Raw genomic sequence first — 15,190 nt, 5'->3', positions numbered from 1 at the left:
CGGGGCGGGCGATGGGTGAACAGGCGCTGGACGTACGCGACTTCGACGACGTCACGGACTTCCTCACACCCGTCGACCACGTCTTCGTACGCGCCCACCTCGGCGTCCCCGACGTCGACGCCGACTCCTGGACGCTGTCGGTGGAGGGGCTCGTCGAGCGGCCCCTGCTGCTGCGGCTCGACGACGTGCTCGCCCTGCCCGCCCGCCGCTTCACCGCGTTCCACGAGTGCTTCGGCAACCCGTTCCGGCCCGACGTGCCGACCCGGGCCGTCGCCAACCTGCGGTGGACCGGGTTCGACCTGTCCGTCCTCCTCGACCGTGCCGGGCCGCTCGCCGCCGCGCGGCACGTCCTGTTCGAGGGGGCGGACACCGGGTCCTTCGACGGCGAGGACGGGCTGAGTTATGTGAAGGACCTGCCGCTGGAGACCGCCCGGCGGGACGTCTTCCTCGCGTACGAGATGAACGGCGAGCCGCTCACCGCCCGGCACGGGCACCCGCTGCGGGCCGTGGTGCCCCGGATGTTCGGCACCAACTCGGTGAAGTGGCTGACCCGGATCGTCCTGGCCGAGGAGCGGCCGGACCACATGTTCACCACGCGCTTCTACACCCGGGTCCACCCGGGCGAGCAGGTCCGGCGCCCGGTGCGTGCCGTGGACGTCGGCAGCAAGATCCTCAGCCCGCGGGACGGGGATCAACTGGCGGACGGGATCGTCGAGTTGGTCGGGCGTGCCTGGAGCGTCGGCGAGGTCGTCTCGGTCGAGGTGAGCGTGGACGACGGGGACTGGCGGCCCGCCTCCCTCGACCCCCTCGGCGACGAGCCCGCCTGGCAGCCCTTCACCCTCTCCCTGCGCCTTCCGCCCGGCCCGCACCGCATCCGCGCCCGCGCCACCGACCGCGACGGCCGCGTCCAGCCGCCGCCGGGGCTGCGCAACTCCGTGCACGAGATCACGGTCACCGTCACGCCCGGCGGCGCGGCAGCGGAAGCGTGACCGGGCGCCCCGAGGGCCGGCCGGTCAGCGTGTTCAGCTCCGTCACCGCGAGCGTGATCGCGGTGGCCGCGTAGAGATAGGTGCCGCGCGGGTGCACCGCGACCCCGGTGCACCCGGGCACCGTGAAGCCCGGCAGCTGCTCGGGGTCGGTGTCCTGGTCGAGGAGTCCGCCGGGGGCCAGGGCGGCCCGGTGCAGGGTGCCCGTCTCGCGGTCCGCGAAGTAGAGGCACTCGCCCGCCGGGTGCACGGCCAGCGGGCCCGGCGCGGGCGGCACCCGGTGGGTCAGCGACGGGCCGTCGGAGTCGGCCCGGCCGTCGGCGCGCAGCGCGAAGACGTTCAGGGTGCGCCCGGCGGGGTCGCTGACGTAGAGGTGGGTGCCCGCGGGGTGGACGGCCAGGCCCTTGTGGAAGGGGGCGGTGCCGCGTACCCACAGCGTCGTCGTGCCGTCGTCGCCGGGCCGGTGGTCGGCGCCCAGGGGCAGACAGGAGACGGCCGTCTTCTCGTCGCGGTCGGCGACATAGAGGAGCGGGAGCGAGGGGTGGGCCACCACCGTGCCGGCCGGGCCCGCGCCCGGCGGGGTGTACACCTGCCAGCCGACGCCCCGCGCGGGTCGGCCCGCCGCGTCCAGCACATGCCACAGCAGCCGCTCGCCCGCCGGGTCGGTGACGTACAGACAGGTGCCGGTGCCGTCCGCCGCCACCCCGTACGGCCGGATGCCCGGGGTCCACTCGGCCGGGGCCTCCGGGCGGCCGTCCTGGCCCAGCGGGACGCGCAGGATGCCGTGCGGCTCGCCCACGTACAGCCACGTGCCCTCGGGGTGCACGGTGAGCTCCGACCGGACGGGTCCGTCCCGCTGTTCCTCGTCCCGGCTCAATGGCCCTCCCGGCGTCGTCGCGCTCCTGTGTCGTCACCGGGGTAACGAGCGGGGCGGGGCCTCGGCGGGCGCCCAAAAGACGGACAGGCATATGTAGGCAGCACGGAAGTGCGTACGCTGCCGGGCTGGTTGGATGTCCTACTAAACGACTGGGGGCCGCTCATGAACGCCACTGCCGCACCACCCGAACTCGCCGCGCGCGCCGTCTTCGTGGGCTCCTCGCCCGTACGGGAGATCCTGGCGCTCACCGCGCGGCCCGAGGTCATCTCGTTCGCGGGCGGGCTGCCCGCGCCGGAGCTGTTCGACGTGGCGGGCATGCGCGAGGCGTTCGACGCCGTCCTCGCGGGCGAGGGCCGCGCGGCGCTCCAGTACTCGACGACCGAGGGCGACCCGGGGCTGCGCGCGGCCACCGCCGCCCGGCTCACCGCGCGCGGACTGCCCACCGGGGCCGGGCAGCTGCTGGTCACCACCGGCTCGCAGCAGGGCCTGACGCTGCTGGCGGCCGCGCTGGTCGAGCCCGGCGACACCGTCCTCGTCGAGGACCCCTGCTACCTCGCGGCCCTCCAGGTCTTCGGGTTCGCCGGAGCCCGGGTCGTGGCCGTGCCCTCGGACGCGGACGGGCCCGACCCCGCCGCCCTGGACGAACTCGTCGCCCGGGAGCGCCCCAAGCTCTTCTACTCGGTGCCCACCTTCCAGAATCCGACCGGGCGCACCATGACCGCCGAGCGGCGCCGCGCCGTCGCCGAGGTCGCCGCCCGGCGCGGGCTGTGGGTGGTCGAGGACGACCCGTACGGCGAGCTGCGCTACGAGGGCGAGAGCGTGCCGTGGATCTCCTCGTACGAGGAGGCCGCCGACCGGACCGTACTGCTCGGCAGCTACTCGAAGATCATGGCGCCGGGGCTGCGGCTCGGCTGGCTGCGGGCGCCCGAGGCGCTGCTGCGGGCCTGCGGCGTCGCCAAGCAGGCCGCCGATCTGCACACCCCGACCGTCAACCAGCTGGCCGCCGCCCGCTATCTGGCCGACCGGGACCTGGACGCCCATACGGCCCGGGTGCGCGCCGCCTACGGCGAGCGCCGCGACGCCATGCTCGCCGGGCTCGCGGACGCGCTGCCCGAGGGCGCCTCGTGGAACCGGCCCGAGGGCGGCATGTTCCTGTGGGCCACGCTGCCGCCGGGAAGCGACGCGACCGCCTCCCTGAAGGAGGCGGTCGCTCATGACGTGGCGTACGTGCCCGGCGCGCCCTTCTTCGCGGGGACGCCCGATCCGGCCGCGCTGCGGCTGTGCTTCGTCACCTCGGCGCCGCAGGAGATCGCGGAGGGGCTGCGGCGGCTGGGGCGGGCGCTGCGACGGGGGTGACCGTGCCGGTCACCAGGCGCTGATCGGGTCCACGTTCGACTGCCAGTAGGTGGCCATGGCCTGGGCGTCGACGACACCGACCGGCTTGGACAGCGAGGCGTAGGCGGAGCGGCCCACGGACTCCATGCCGGCGGCGCCGGAGAAGTACACGACGACCTGGCTGGTCATGTACGGGTCGGTGCCGTCGGGCTCGCCCTGGGTGCGCACCATCGCGTACGCCGACCTGCCCGGGGCGAGCGAGACCACCGCCTGCGGGATGGTGTCCTTGTCGACCGCGATCGGCGACTGGGCGTTGGAGAACTTGACCGCCGGGGCGTTGTAGGCGTCGCAGGTGGTCTTGCCGGTGTTGGTGGCCGTCAGCAGGATGTGGTTGATCGGGCGGGAGACCGGGGTCGCGGTCAGCTTGATGTTCGAGCCGGTGCAGGTGACGCGCTTGCCGGAACCGGAACCCGAACCGGAACCCGAACCGGACTGGCCGCCCGGGTGCTTGCCGGTGGACTTGGCGGGCTTGGCGGTGCCCTGGCCGCCGGTGGACGAGCCGGACCCGCCGGTGGCGCCCGAGGTGCCGCCCGTACCGCCCGTCGTCCCCGCCGTGTCACCGCCGGTCGTGGCGCCCCGGGCGGTGCCGTCCGGGCCGGTGGTGGCCGGCGCCGTGGCGGCCGGCGTCGACGGCTTGTCCGCGGCCTTCGAACCGGAGTCGCTGCCGCAGGCGCTCAGGGACAGCGCGGCGACGAGGGCGGTGGTCGCGGCGGCGGTGATGCGGAGGTTGGTGCGCATGGTGGATCGGCTCCCCGTTGATTCGGTGCGTAGGTCTGTGGGTCGTACGTGCTGAGCGGGTCAGGCGTGAAGACTGAGGATCAGCGCGATCAAGGTGGCCACCGAAGCGGCCAGCATCGCGGCGGCCATCGAGTCCGCCAGGTTGACCCGGATGCGCAATCGCATGGACTGCTCCCCCGTGGTGCCGGTCTGGCTGGTTGATGCACTCACCTTGCTGGCCGGTCTGCGGCGACCGCAACCGGCAGGGGACAATGGGGGAAGCTGGAACGCCGGAACACGCCTTGACCTGGGGAAACACCCTTCCCCTGGAACGCGGTTCCGGGACGCACAGGGGAGGGGAACGGCTCGTGGCTACGGCTGAGTCCGAGGATTTCGCGGCGCTGCTCAGGGAGTTGAAGGACCGTTCCGGACGGAGTTACGGCGTCCTCGCGGGCAAGCTCCATGTGAGCACGTCGACGCTCCACCGGTACTGCAACGGTGACGCCGTGCCCAACGAGTTCGCCCCCGTGGACCGGCTGGCCCGGCTCTGCGGCGCCACCCGGGAGGAGTCCGTCGAGCTCCACCGCCGCTGGATCCTGGCGGACGAGGCCCGGCGCCGGGCGCGTGGCACGGCAGCGGCGGAGGCGGCCCGCCCGGCCGCGTCGACGGCTGCGGAGGCGCCCCGACCGGAATCGAAAGCGGAACCGGAGTCAGAGATTCCGAACGGGTCCGCCAAGGCCGCACCCGCACCCGCACCCGCCCCCGCGCCCGCGCCCGAGGCGGGCGACTCCGGGGCCGGTTCCGACGAGTCCCCCGTCGTCCGCACGGTCACCGGCGCGGCCACCGCCCCGCCGCCCCGCAAGCGGCTGAGCAAGCGCACCCGGCTCGTGCTCATCGGGGCCGCCGCCGTCACGGCTCTGGCCGTCCCGGCCGTCGCCGTCGCGAGCCTGTCCGGCGGGTCCGGGGACGACAAGGACGCCAAGAGCTCGACCGTCGCCGACGCGCGGGAGACCGGGAGCACCGCGCCGAGGATCACGCCCCCCAAGTCCACCTCCCCGAGCCCGAAGGCCTCCTCGCCGAGCCCGTCCGCCAGCGCCGGCCGCTCCAGCAGCCCCACCCCCTCGGCGCCGGCCGTCCGCAAGCCGGTACCGGCCGCCCAGGCCCCGGTCGGCGTCGGCATCAGCTCGTACCAGTGGGACGGGCCGTGCGGGAAGTTCTATCTGATGGACCAGAAGCCCAACGCGGTGCCGAAGCCGCCCGACCCGTACGAGAGCCGCCCCTGGGCCTCGGTGCTCGGCGGGGTCGACGGCGGGCATCTCACCCTCCAGCTCACCGCGACCGGCAAGACCCGTGAGTCGGTCGTCATCAACGCCGTGAACGTGAAGGTCGTGGAGCGCGACGCGCCGCTCGACTGGACCGCGTACTCGATGGGTTCGGGCTGCGGCGGCGGGGTCACCCCGGGCTTCTTCGATATCGACCTGGACAAGGCGCAGCCGCGCACCAAGCCGGTCGGCGGGACGCAGGGTGACGCCCATGTGCCGGCCACCGACTTCCCGTACAAGGTGTCCACGACGGACCCGCAGGTGCTCAACCTCGATGTGCACACCGACGCGCACGAGGTGACCTGGTACCTGGAGGTGGAGTGGAGCAGCGGCGACCGCTTCGGGAAGATCCCGGTCTACGACGAGAGCGGCAAGCCGTTCCACAGCAGCGCCGTCAAGGGCCGCCCGGCGTACGAGTACCGGGGCGACACCAACGTGTGGGAGCGGCTCACCACGTGAGCCGCTCCCCGCACGGGGCCGGTCAGAGGCGCTCGGGCGTCCGGATGCCGAGCAGGGCCATGCCCTGGTGGAGCGTCCGGGCGGTCAGGTCGCACAGGAACAGGCGGTTCTCCACCAGCTCCGCCGACTCGGCCTTCAGGACCGGGCACTGGTCGTAGAACGTCGTGTACAGCGACGCCAGCTGGTACAGGTACGCGGCCAGCTTGTGCGGCGCGTACTCGGCGGTCGCCTCCGCGAGCAGCTCGCCGAAGGCGTCCAGGTGCAGACCGAGGGCCCGCTCGGCCGGGGCGAGTGCCAGCTCCGGGTGGGCGGCGGGCTTCCTGTCGTCGGCCTTGCGCAGGATCGACCTGATCCGGGCGTACGCGTACTGGAGGTACACGGACGTGTCGCCGTTGAGCGACACCATCTGGTCCAGGTCGAACTTGTAGTCGCGGTTGGCCGAGGTCGACAGGTCCGCGTACTTCACGGCGCCGATGCCGACGTACCGGCCGTTCTCGACGATCTCCTCCTCGCTCAGGCCCACCCGCTCGGCCTTCTCGCGCACCACCGCGGTGGCCCGCTCGGCGGCCTCGTCGAGCAGGTCCTCCAGCTTGACCGTCTCGCCCTCACGGGTCTTGAACGGCTTGCCGTCCGCGCCGAGGACCGTGCCGTAGCCCATGTTGTGGGCGGTGACGTCGTCGGTCAGCCAGCCCGCGCGGCGCGCCGCCTCGAAGACCATCTTGAAGTGCAGCGACTGGCGCACGTCCACCACGTAGATCAGCGAGGTGGCGTGCAGGTCCTGGACGCGGTTGCGGATCGCCGTCAGGTCGGAGGCCGCGTAACCGAAGCCGCCGTCGGCCTTCTGCACGATCAGCGGGACGGGCTGGTCGTCCTTGCCGCGGATGTCGTCGAAGAACACCACCAGCGCGCCCTCGGAGCGCACCGCGACGCCCATCTCCTCCAGGAGGCGGGCGGTCTCGGGCATGCCCTCGTTGTACGCGGACTCACCCACGATCTCGTCGTCGCGGATCTCCATGTCCAGCTTCTCGAAGACCGAGTAGAAGTAGACCTTCGACTCGTCGACGAACCGCTGCCACAGCTCCAGCGTCTCCTTGTCGCCGGACTGGAGGGCGACGACCCGCTTGCGGGCGCGCTCCTTGAACTCCTCGTCCGTGTCGAAGACCGCGCGGGAGGCCTTGTAGACCCGGTTCAGGTTCGACATGGCCTGCTCGCCGTCGACCTCGTCGGCCGGGGCCAGGGTGCCCGGGTGCTCGATCAGGTACTGGATGAGCATGCCGAACTGGGTGCCCCAGTCGCCGATGTGGTGGCGGCCGATGGTCTTCTCACCGGTGAAGTCGAGCATGGCGCGCAGCGCGTCGCCGATGACCGCCGAGCGCAGATGGCCGACGTGCATCTCCTTGGCCACGTTCGGCTGGGCGTAGTCGACGACCGTGATGCCCGGGTTCTCCTTCAGCGGCACGCCGAGCCGGTCGTCGGCGGCGCGCGCGGCCAGCGTGCTGGTGATCGCCGCGTCGGTGAGCGTGATGTTGAGGAAGCCGGGGCCCGAGACCTCGACGTCCTTCAGCAGGTCACCGGAGTCGAGCACACCGGTGACCTTGGCCGCCAGCTCGCGCGGATTGCCCTTGAGCTTCTTCGCGAGCGCCAGGATGCCGTTGGCCTGGAAGTCGGCCCGGTCGCTTCGTCGCAGCAGCGGGTCGGTGGAGCCGGCCTCCGGCAGAGCTGCCGAGAGGGCGTCCGCCAGGCGCTGCTGGACAGTGGAAGCGAGGGAAGGGACCGAAGCCATGGGTTCCGTTTCCTGTCGGTCGGCCGTCCGCAAAGGGTTTGCGGACAGGATGCGTACAGGGGGATTCTCCCACGGGGGCGTCTCCCGGTTCTCCGGGAATACACGCAACCCCGGAGGGGGTGGTTCCGTCTGGGACAATGGGCGGGCCAGCCTCTTCAAGGCGTAACTGAAAGAAGGACGTGCCGACCGTGGCTCAGAGCAGCACCGAGACCGACTGGGTCTCCCGTTTCGCGGACGAGGTCATCGCCGACTCGGAGCGTCGTGCGCCTGGCAAACCGGTCGTCGTCGCGTCCGGACTCTCCCCGTCCGGCCCGATCCACCTGGGCAACCTCCGCGAGGTCATGACCCCGCACCTGGTCGCGGACGAGATCCGCCGCCGGGGGTACGAGGTGCGCCACCTGATCTCCTGGGACGACTACGACCGGTACCGCAAGGTGCCGAACGGCGTCCCCGGCATCGACGAGTCCTGGGCCGAGCACATCGGCCGCCCGCTCACCTCGGTCCCGGCCCCGGCGGGCTCGGCGCACCCGAACTGGGCCGAGCACTTCAAGGCCGCGATGACCGAGGCCCTGGCCGAGCTCGGCGTCGAGTACGACGGGATCAGCCAGACGAAGCAGTACACCTCCGGCGTCTACCGCGAGCAGATCCTGCACGCGATGAAGCACCGCGGCGACATCGACGCGATCCTGGAGCAGTACCGCACCAAGAAGGCCCCCGCCAAGAAGCAGCAGGGCCAGAAGCCCGTCGACGAGGCCGAGCTGGAGGCCGCCGAGGGCTCCGGCGCGGCCGCCGAGGACGACGGCACCGGCTCGGCGGGCTACTTCCCGTACAAGCCGTACTGCGGCGGCTGCGACAAGGACTTCACGGTCGTCTCCGCGTACGACGACGAGAGCACGGAGCTGACCTACACCTGCTCCGCGTGCGGCTTCGCCGAGACCGTCCGGCTCAGCGAGTTCAACCGCGGCAAGCTGGTCTGGAAGGTCGACTGGCCGATGCGCTGGGCGTACGAGGGCGTGATCTTCGAGCCCTCGGGCGTCGACCACTCCTCGCCCGGCTCCTCGTTCCAGGTCGGCGGCCAGATCGTGTCGATCTTCGGCGGCGAGCAGCCGATCGGCCCGATGTACGCGTTCGTCGGCATCAGCGGCATGGCCAAGATGTCCTCCTCCAAGGGCGGCGTGCCGACCCCCGGCGACGCGCTGAAGATCATGGAGCCGCAGCTGCTGCGCTGGCTGTACGCGCGGCGCCGCCCCAACCAGTCCTTCAAGATCGCCTTCGACCAGGAGATCCAGCGGCTGTACGACGAGTGGGACAAGCTGGAGGCCAAGGTCGCCGACGGCAGCGCGCTGCCCGCCGACGCCGCCGCCCACGCGCGGGCCGCCCGCACGGCCGCCGGTGAGCTGCCGCGCACGCCGCGCCCCATGCCGTACCGCACGCTCGCCTCGGTCGTCGACATCACCGCCGGCCACGACGAGCAGACCGTCCGGATCCTCAGCGACCTGGACCCGGCGAACCCGCTGTCCTCCCTGGACGAGGTCCGCCCGCGGCTCGACAAGGCCGAGGCCTGGATCAACACGCAGGTCCCCGCCGATCAGCGGACCGTGGTGCGCGAGACGCCCGACACGGAGCTGCTCGGCACGCTGGACGAGGCGGCCCGCGAGTCGCTGCGCCTCCTGGTGGACGGCCTCGACGACCACTGGTCGCTCGACGGTCTGACGCACCTGGTGTACGGCGTGCCGAAGGTCCAGGCCGGGTTCTCGGCCGACGCCACGCCGAAGGAGCTCCCGCCGGAGATCAAGACGGCGCAGCGGACGTTCTTCGCGCTCCTGTACCACTTGCTGGTGGGCCGGGACACGGGGCCGCGGCTGCCTACGCTGCTGCTTGCCGTGGGCGCGGACCGGGTGCGAAAGCTGCTGGCGGCGTAGTCCGTCTGCGGGTGGTCTGTGGCTTGTCGCGCAGTTCCCCGCGCCCCTGGGTAGTCCGGGGCGCGGGGCTGTGAGGTGTCCGCGGGCCGTGGCGGGCTGGTCGCGCAGTTCCCCGCGCCCCTAAAAACGGCTGTGGCTGAGCTGAGTTCCCGGCTGCCGGGGACTACCTAAGGGGCGCGGGGAACTGCGCGATCAGCCCACCACTCAGCCGCAGACGAAGGCCGGGCCAAAACGGGGGTCGCAGACGAAGGCCGGGCACTATGCGATGTGCTCCGCTTCCAGCTCCGCGTGGTAGCGCTGCTTGAACTCCGGCATCAGCCGCCGCAGCAGCGCCGCACCGCGCGGATGCGTCACCCCCTGGCCGTCCGCCAGGTGTATCTCCAGCGCCTCCACCGTCGGATAGTCGCTGAGCTCGTTCACGTACTCGACGAACACCTTGTACGCCAGGTCCGCGAACGCCACATCCTCCGGCGCCGCCTCCTCCGCGTACACCGGCGGCTGCGCCGCCTGCGGCTCCGGTGCGTTGCCCAGCGGGCGGGTACGGCCCGGCCCGGACGGGACCATCACCGGGGTCGGCTCCAGACCCTCGACGTACTGAGGGTCGTACGTGCCCTCGTACGCCTCCTGGGACAGCTGCTGCGCCGCGAACCAGGGGCTCTCGGCCGGCCCCTCCTCCTGCGGCGGCTGCTGGACGTACTCCTGCTGAGCAGCGGGCGCGGGAGCGGGAGCGGGCGCGGGCGCTGGCTCCGCAACCGGCACGGGGGAGGCCGGCAGCTCGACCGGCTGCGGCGTCGCACTCACCACCGGCGTCACCGGCGGAGCCGTCGGCAGCAGCGTCGGCTCGATCCCGGCGGCGGCGAGCCCCGCGGGGCCCGTCTCCGCGAGCGGCACCCCGAAGCGGGCCAGGCGCAGCGGCATCAGCGATTCGACGGGCGCCTTGCGGCGCCAGGCGCGCCCGTAGCGGGCCTGGAGGCGGGCGCGGTAGACGAGCCGGTCCTGCTCCAGCTTGATGACCTGCTCGTAGGAGCGCAGTTCCCACAGCTTCATCCGGCGCCACAGCCGGAACGTGGGAACGGGCGAGAGCAGCCAGCGGGTGAGGCGGACGCCCTCCATGTGCTTGTCGGCGGTGATGTCCGCGATGCGCCCGACCGCGTGGCGCGCGGCCTCGACGGCGACGACGAACAGCACCGGGATCACCGCGTGCATGCCCACGCCCAGCGGGTCGGGCCAGGCGGCCGCGCCGTTGAAGGCGATCGTGGCGGCGGTCAGCAGCCACGCCGTCTGCCGCAGCAGCGGGAACGGGATACGGATCCACGTCAGCAGCAGGTCGAGCGCCAGAAGCACACAGATACCCGCGTCGATACCGATCGGGAAGACGAGGGAGAAGTTCCCGAAACCTTTCTTCTCCGCGAGCGCGCGCACCGCCGCGTAGGAACCCGCGAACCCGATCCCGGCAATGATCACCGCACCCGCGACCACCACCCCGATGAGTATGCGATGCGTGCGCGTCAGCTGCGTCGCGGCCACCCGCGATCCCCCTCCGTTGTCGACAACCGGCGCGCAAAGCCTGGCACATGAATACGGAGTCCCGCCCACAGGGGAGGGCAGGACTCCGTATCGAACCCGGCTCGTTACCGGCTGCTGTCGCTACTGCTTGGCCCCGTTGGCCGTCGCGACCGAGGCCACCGCCTCCTTGGCGGCGCTCTGCGCGTCCTTCATCAGATCCCCGGCGTCCGGCGCGTCCGCGCCCTGGTAGCCCGCCCCGTTGTAGTCGAGCAGGACCACCGCGTTCGCCGTACGGGCCACGATCACCGCGTACTTGAAGTCCTCGTCGGTCTTGTTCAGGTCGTAGCTGATCGCGGTCGCCTCGTCACCGATGCCGCTGACCGCCGTCGCCTTCACGTTCTTGGCGCCGTCCGCCGCCTTCGACGCGGTCACCAGCCGGGCGTACTCCTTGCCCGCGCGCTGGTCGCCGCTGCCGATCGCCGCGTCCGAGCCGTACCGCTTGAACGACACGTCCAGCCAGCGGTACTGCGAGCCCTTCACACCCTTGTCGTCCAGGCCGTTCCACGAGCAGGTGCCCTGCGAGGACACATCCGTCGACTTGCCCGCCGTACCCGACTTCGACTTCGCCTTCGGCACCAGATCCTCGATCGTCTTCTGGGCCAGCGCCTTGCACGGGTCGGGCAGCTTGGCGTACTTGGCCGGGGCCACCGACGGCGACGAGGACTGCTTGCCGCTCGGCGTGGCCGCCGAGGACGAGGCCCCCGAGTCCTGCTTCTTCCCGTCGTCGGAGTCCGAGCAGCCGACGGCGACCAGCATCACGGGGACGGCGGCGCAGGCGAGCACACGGGCGAGCCGCGTGCGCGGGGCGGTGGCGGGGGCGGGTCGGTGCATGGTTCTCTGCGTTCCTTCGCTGTCGCTGCTTGCTGTTCGCATTCGCATGTCGGGGTCGCTCGGGCGGCCCGGCGGGCTCACTCGCCGAAGAGCTCGGCGAGCTTGGCCGCCAGGGCCTGGGTCTTCTCCTGGAGTTCCTGGCTGTCGGGGGCGGAGGCGTTCGTGGCGGTGGGCTGTTCCGCGTACTCGACGGTCACGATCACATTGGACGTACGGAAGACGACGGTGACGGTACGGCGCTGGACGGCCGACCCGCTCGCGGTGAGCACGTCGTCCAGATACGCCGCGTCGCCGAGCCCGGAGAGGATACGCGGCTGGAGGCCCTCGGGGGCGCCGCCGGGGGCTCCGGCGGGCGGCGCGGAGGACGCCGGCGGGGTGGGGGAGGCCGCCCGGGTCTGGACGTGCAGCCCGGCGGAGGAGTTCGCGGACGGCTTGGCGGACGGGGTTCCCGGCTTGCCGGTGCCACCGCCCGCGGCCCCCGCGCCGCCGCCCGGGCGGGTCGCGTCCTTGCCGCCGTCCTTCGGCGTGGGCAGCTTGGCGGCCGACTCCTTCTTCCCGTACACGTTCTTCGCCCGGTCGTCGTCGCTGACGGCCGGGTCGTACGAGACGACCCGCTCGAAGTCGACGTACAGCCGGCGCACCCCGTCCGGGGCCTCGTCCTTCCAGCGGCAGCCCACGCGGCGGTCCGTGTCGTAGGTGAGCTCGGCGGCCCCCGCGTACGCCTTCGTCCGCTGCTCGTCCGGGAGCTCGGCGGCGCCCGGCAGCATGTCCTTGAGGACGCCCTTGTTCACGGCCCGGCACGGCTCGGGCAGCGTGCGGTACCGGCCGGGCGGCGCGGCGGCCGCCTTGGGTACGCCCGCCTTGGAGTCCGTGGCGGTGCCGTCGGTGCCGGAGCCCGAGGAGCAGCCCGCGACCAGCGCCACGAGGAGCGCCACACCGGGCACGTACGCCTTTCGCTGCACGGTTCCCAGGCTCCTTTCGGGAGAAAAGCGGTTGCCGCCGCAGTGCGGCGGCTGGACACAATGTCTATCGCACGCGCTGCCGTGAACGCCGGTCCACTGTCCTGTTTGTGGGCTTTGGTGACGGTTTTTGCGCACCAGGCGCATGATGGCGCAAAGGGATGTTTCGGGAAATCCGGTCCAATCACCCACAACGGGTGACTGTGGAGACGCGGGAGACACGGGAGACTCGGGGGAGACGAGGAATCATGTCGTACGTAGAGGTACCGGGCGCACAGGTCCCGATCCGGATGTGGGCGGACCCGACGACGGTCGAGGGCGGCGCGATGCAGCAGCTGCGCAACGTCGCCACCCTGCCGTGGATCAAGGGCCTGGCCGTCATGCCGGACGTCCACTACGGCAAGGGCGCCACGGTCGGTTCGGTCATCGCGATGCACGGAGCGGTCTGCCCGGCGGCGGTCGGCGTCGACATCGGCTGCGGAATGTCCGCGGTCAAGACGTCCCTGACCGCGAACGACCTCCCCGGCGACCTCTCCCGCCTCCGCTCCAAGATCGAGGAGGCGATCCCGGTCGGCCGCGGGATGCACGACGCCCCGGTGGACCCGACCCGCTTCCACGGCTTCGCCACGGGGGGCTGGGACGACTTCTGGGGGCGGTTCGGGGGGATCGCGGATGCGGTGAAGTTCCGTCGTGAGCGGGCCATGAAGCAAATGGGAACACTCGGAGCGGGCAACCACTTTTGGGAGTTTTGCCTCGATTCGAACAATTCGGTCTGGATCATGCTGCACTCCGGGTCCCGGAACATCGGCAAGGAGCTCGCCGACTTCCACATCGGGGAGGCGCAGAAGCTGCCGCACAACCAGGGCCTGGTCGACCGCGACCTCGCCGTCTTCATCGCTGAGACCCCGCAGATGGCGGCGTACCGGAACGACCTCTTCTGGGCGCAGGAGTACGCGAAGTACAACCGCGCGATCATGATGGCGCTCTCGCAGGAGGTGGTACGCCGGGAGTTCAAGAAAGCCAAGGTGACCTTCGGTGAGGTCATCTCCTGCCACCACAACTACGTGGCGGAGGAGCGGTACGACGGCATGGACCTGCTGGTCACCCGAAAGGGCGCGATCCGCGCCGGCTCGGGGGACTACGGGATCATCCCGGGCTCGATGGGCACCGGCTCGTACATCGTGAAGGGCCTCGGGAACGCGGCGTCCTTCAACTCCGCCTCGCACGGCGCCGGCCGCAAGATGAGCCGGAACGCCGCGAAGCGGAAGTTCACGACGCGGGACCTGGAGGAGCAGACGCGGGGCGTGGAGTGCCGCAAGGACTCCGGTGTGGTGGACGAGATCCCCGGCGCGTACAAGCCGATCGAGAAGGTCATCGACCAGCAGCGGGACCTGGTGGAGGTCGTCGCCAAGCTGAAGCAGGTCGTGTGTGTGAAGGGCTGAACCCTGCAAGGCCGGAGCCGCGCTGGGCGGCTCCGGCCTTCTGGCTACCTGGGGTTCGGCATGGGGGCTTTTCCGGTGCGCAGGCGCCATAGGCGGAGCGAGCAGCTCATCTCGGTCCGCCCGAGTTCCTCTGAGGCCGCAGTGCTGTCGTTGAGCTCCAGCAGCTTCCGGTCCTCCCACTCCTTCCAGCGGCGCCGCGTGTGAGGCGCTCGCATTCCGGGCGGGCGGGCCCATGCGCTGAGCGAGTCGGCTGTGGCTCGCTTGCGCTCTAAAGAAAGGCAACCCGGGTAGTACAGGTGTGCAGCCAGGGCCTGAGCCGGTTCCATGGTGTAGAAGACGTTGTAGATGCCGTCGCGGGCGTTGCGCGCGATGAGGCGTTCGGTGCCGGTGACCTTCTTCGCGTAGTGGCAGAGGTAGGCGCCGATGGCTGTACTGGCCGTGGTGAGTGAGATGAACGGGAAGCCCTTGCCCGTGAAGCCGACGGAGCCGTCCGCATCGATGACGCCGCGTAGGTAGTCGGGGCGTGAGAAGGCTGTTCTCGGCGGTTTGATGCGGGTCGATTTGCGCCCGTACGGGAGCCCGGCCTCAACGAGTGTCGTGCGGGCTTCGAGCGAGCAGAGCGTCCAGATCGCGGAGCGGTGGGACTCGGAGAAGTTCGTGGTCCGCGTACGTTCCCGGATCGTGTTGCTGTACGGCGTGAGCCGCTGGAACTCCTCCAGGATGCCGATGTCGCGGTGGCTGATCTCGACCGTGAGGCGGCCCTTCTGGCCTGTGCCTTGGGCGAGGTGGCCGTCAGCCTGGAGGAAGCCGAACATGTAGGCGTAACGCGGGTCTTCGAGGTCCATGAAGGTCATGGGGAGATGCTCGAACGCCCTGCCGGATGGCTGCATGGAAACGGTCGGCCGTCACTCGAACTGGCGAGCGTGAGCCT

12 protein-coding genes are annotated in these 15,190 nt (G+C 71.4%); 5 read left to right on the top strand and 7 right to left on the bottom strand.

Going from position 1 to position 15,190, the window contains the following annotated elements; all coding sequences use genetic code 11:
- Positions 1–11: 11 nt before the first annotated feature.
- A complete protein-coding gene (locus ABD236_RS29615) occupies positions 12–989 on the top strand; it encodes a molybdopterin-dependent oxidoreductase (protein ID WP_344078900.1) in 978 nt (325 codons plus the stop codon).
- Here ABD236_RS29615 and ABD236_RS29610 read toward each other — a convergent pair.
- Positions 958–1,863: a hypothetical protein gene (locus ABD236_RS29610; RefSeq protein WP_344078898.1), complete on the bottom strand. Its 906-nt coding sequence runs from the start codon at positions 1,861–1,863 to the stop codon at positions 958–960. The genes ABD236_RS29615 and ABD236_RS29610 overlap by 32 nt on opposite strands.
- Positions 1,864–2,025: 162 nt before the next feature.
- Between ABD236_RS29610 and ABD236_RS29605 the strand changes: the two genes are divergently transcribed.
- Positions 2,026–3,219 (top strand): aminotransferase-like domain-containing protein, encoded by a 1,194-nt coding sequence (locus tag ABD236_RS29605; protein WP_344078896.1) that lies wholly within the window; start codon positions 2,026–2,028, stop codon positions 3,217–3,219.
- 9 nt (positions 3,220–3,228) lie between these two features.
- Here ABD236_RS29605 and ABD236_RS29600 read toward each other — a convergent pair whose 3' ends face one another.
- Positions 3,229–3,996: a DUF4232 domain-containing protein gene (locus ABD236_RS29600; protein WP_344078894.1), complete on the bottom strand. Its 768-nt coding sequence runs from the start codon at positions 3,994–3,996 to the stop codon at positions 3,229–3,231.
- 347 nt (positions 3,997–4,343) lie between these two features.
- Between ABD236_RS29600 and ABD236_RS29595 the strand changes: the two genes are divergently transcribed.
- Complete coding sequence (locus ABD236_RS29595; RefSeq protein ID WP_344078892.1) at positions 4,344–5,756, top strand: helix-turn-helix domain-containing protein; 1,413 nt, start codon at positions 4,344–4,346, stop codon at positions 5,754–5,756.
- Between the two features lie 22 nt (positions 5,757–5,778).
- Here ABD236_RS29595 and argS read toward each other — a convergent pair whose 3' ends face one another.
- Positions 5,779–7,539, bottom strand: a complete 1,761-nt coding sequence (gene argS / locus ABD236_RS29590; RefSeq protein WP_344078889.1) for an arginine--tRNA ligase — start codon at positions 7,537–7,539, stop codon at positions 5,779–5,781.
- Between the two features lie 179 nt (positions 7,540–7,718).
- Here argS and lysS point away from each other — a divergent pair, with 179 nt between their 5' ends.
- Positions 7,719–9,461, top strand: a complete 1,743-nt coding sequence (gene lysS, locus ABD236_RS29585) for a lysine--tRNA ligase (RefSeq protein ID WP_344078887.1) — start codon at positions 7,719–7,721, stop codon at positions 9,459–9,461.
- A gap of 258 nt (positions 9,462–9,719) precedes the next feature.
- On the opposite strand, the gene ABD236_RS29580 is transcribed toward lysS, so the two are convergent.
- The 3 genes from ABD236_RS29580 to ABD236_RS29570 all read right to left on the bottom strand — a co-directional run bounded on the left by ABD236_RS29580 (position 9,720) and on the right by ABD236_RS29570 (position 12,820).
- On the bottom strand, positions 9,720–10,988 hold the full coding sequence (locus ABD236_RS29580) for a DUF2637 domain-containing protein (RefSeq protein ID WP_344078885.1): 1,269 nt from the start codon (positions 10,986–10,988) through the stop codon (positions 9,720–9,722).
- Between the two features lie 120 nt (positions 10,989–11,108).
- The gene (locus ABD236_RS29575) at positions 11,109–11,858 is read right to left on the bottom strand and encodes a DUF3558 family protein (protein WP_344078883.1); all 750 of its coding nucleotides are present in this window, start codon (positions 11,856–11,858) and stop codon (positions 11,109–11,111) included.
- 77 nt (positions 11,859–11,935) lie between these two features.
- Entirely contained in the window at positions 11,936–12,820 is an 885-nt protein-coding gene (locus ABD236_RS29570) for a DUF3558 domain-containing protein (RefSeq protein WP_344078881.1), read from the bottom strand.
- A 245-nt stretch (positions 12,821–13,065) separates the two neighbouring features.
- Between ABD236_RS29570 and ABD236_RS29565 the strand changes: the two genes are divergently transcribed.
- On the top strand, positions 13,066–14,259 hold the full coding sequence (locus ABD236_RS29565; RefSeq protein WP_344078879.1) for an RtcB family protein: 1,194 nt from the start codon (positions 13,066–13,068) through the stop codon (positions 14,257–14,259).
- Positions 14,260–14,303: 44 nt separating this feature from the next.
- Here the strand turns inward: ABD236_RS29565 and ABD236_RS29560 are convergent, their stop codons facing one another.
- Positions 14,304–15,113 carry a hypothetical protein gene (locus ABD236_RS29560; RefSeq protein ID WP_344078877.1) on the bottom strand — a complete coding sequence of 270 codons (810 nt, stop codon included), beginning with the start codon at positions 15,111–15,113 and terminating at the stop codon, positions 14,304–14,306.
- Between the last annotated feature and the right edge of the window lie 77 nt (positions 15,114–15,190).

Origin of the sequence: Streptomyces crystallinus (assembly GCF_039521265.1) — a bacterium.
Taxonomy (GTDB): domain Bacteria; phylum Actinomycetota; class Actinomycetes; order Streptomycetales; family Streptomycetaceae; genus Streptomyces; species Streptomyces crystallinus.
Note: the sequence above shows the minus strand (reverse complement) of the source record. Positions and strands in the feature narration are given on the sequence as shown.

Bases quoted from the DNA above. Each gene is read 5' to 3' on its own strand.
- ABD236_RS29600 (WP_344078894.1), bottom strand. From the start codon at position 3,996: ATGCGCACCAACCTCCGCATCACCGCCGCCGCGACCACCGCCCTCGTC.
- ABD236_RS29565 (WP_344078879.1), top strand. From the start codon at position 13,066: ATGTCGTACGTAGAGGTACCGGGCGCACAGGTCCCGATCCGGATGTGG.
- ABD236_RS29560 (WP_344078877.1), bottom strand. From the start codon at position 15,113: ATGACCTTCATGGACCTCGAAGACCCGCGTTACGCCTACATGTTCGGC.
- ABD236_RS29575 (WP_344078883.1), bottom strand. From the start codon at position 11,858: ATGCACCGACCCGCCCCCGCCACCGCCCCGCGCACGCGGCTCGCCCGT.
- argS (WP_344078889.1), bottom strand. From the start codon at position 7,539: ATGGCTTCGGTCCCTTCCCTCGCTTCCACTGTCCAGCAGCGCCTGGCG.
- ABD236_RS29615 (WP_344078900.1), top strand. From the start codon at position 12: ATGGGTGAACAGGCGCTGGACGTACGCGACTTCGACGACGTCACGGAC.
- ABD236_RS29605 (WP_344078896.1), top strand. From the start codon at position 2,026: ATGAACGCCACTGCCGCACCACCCGAACTCGCCGCGCGCGCCGTCTTC.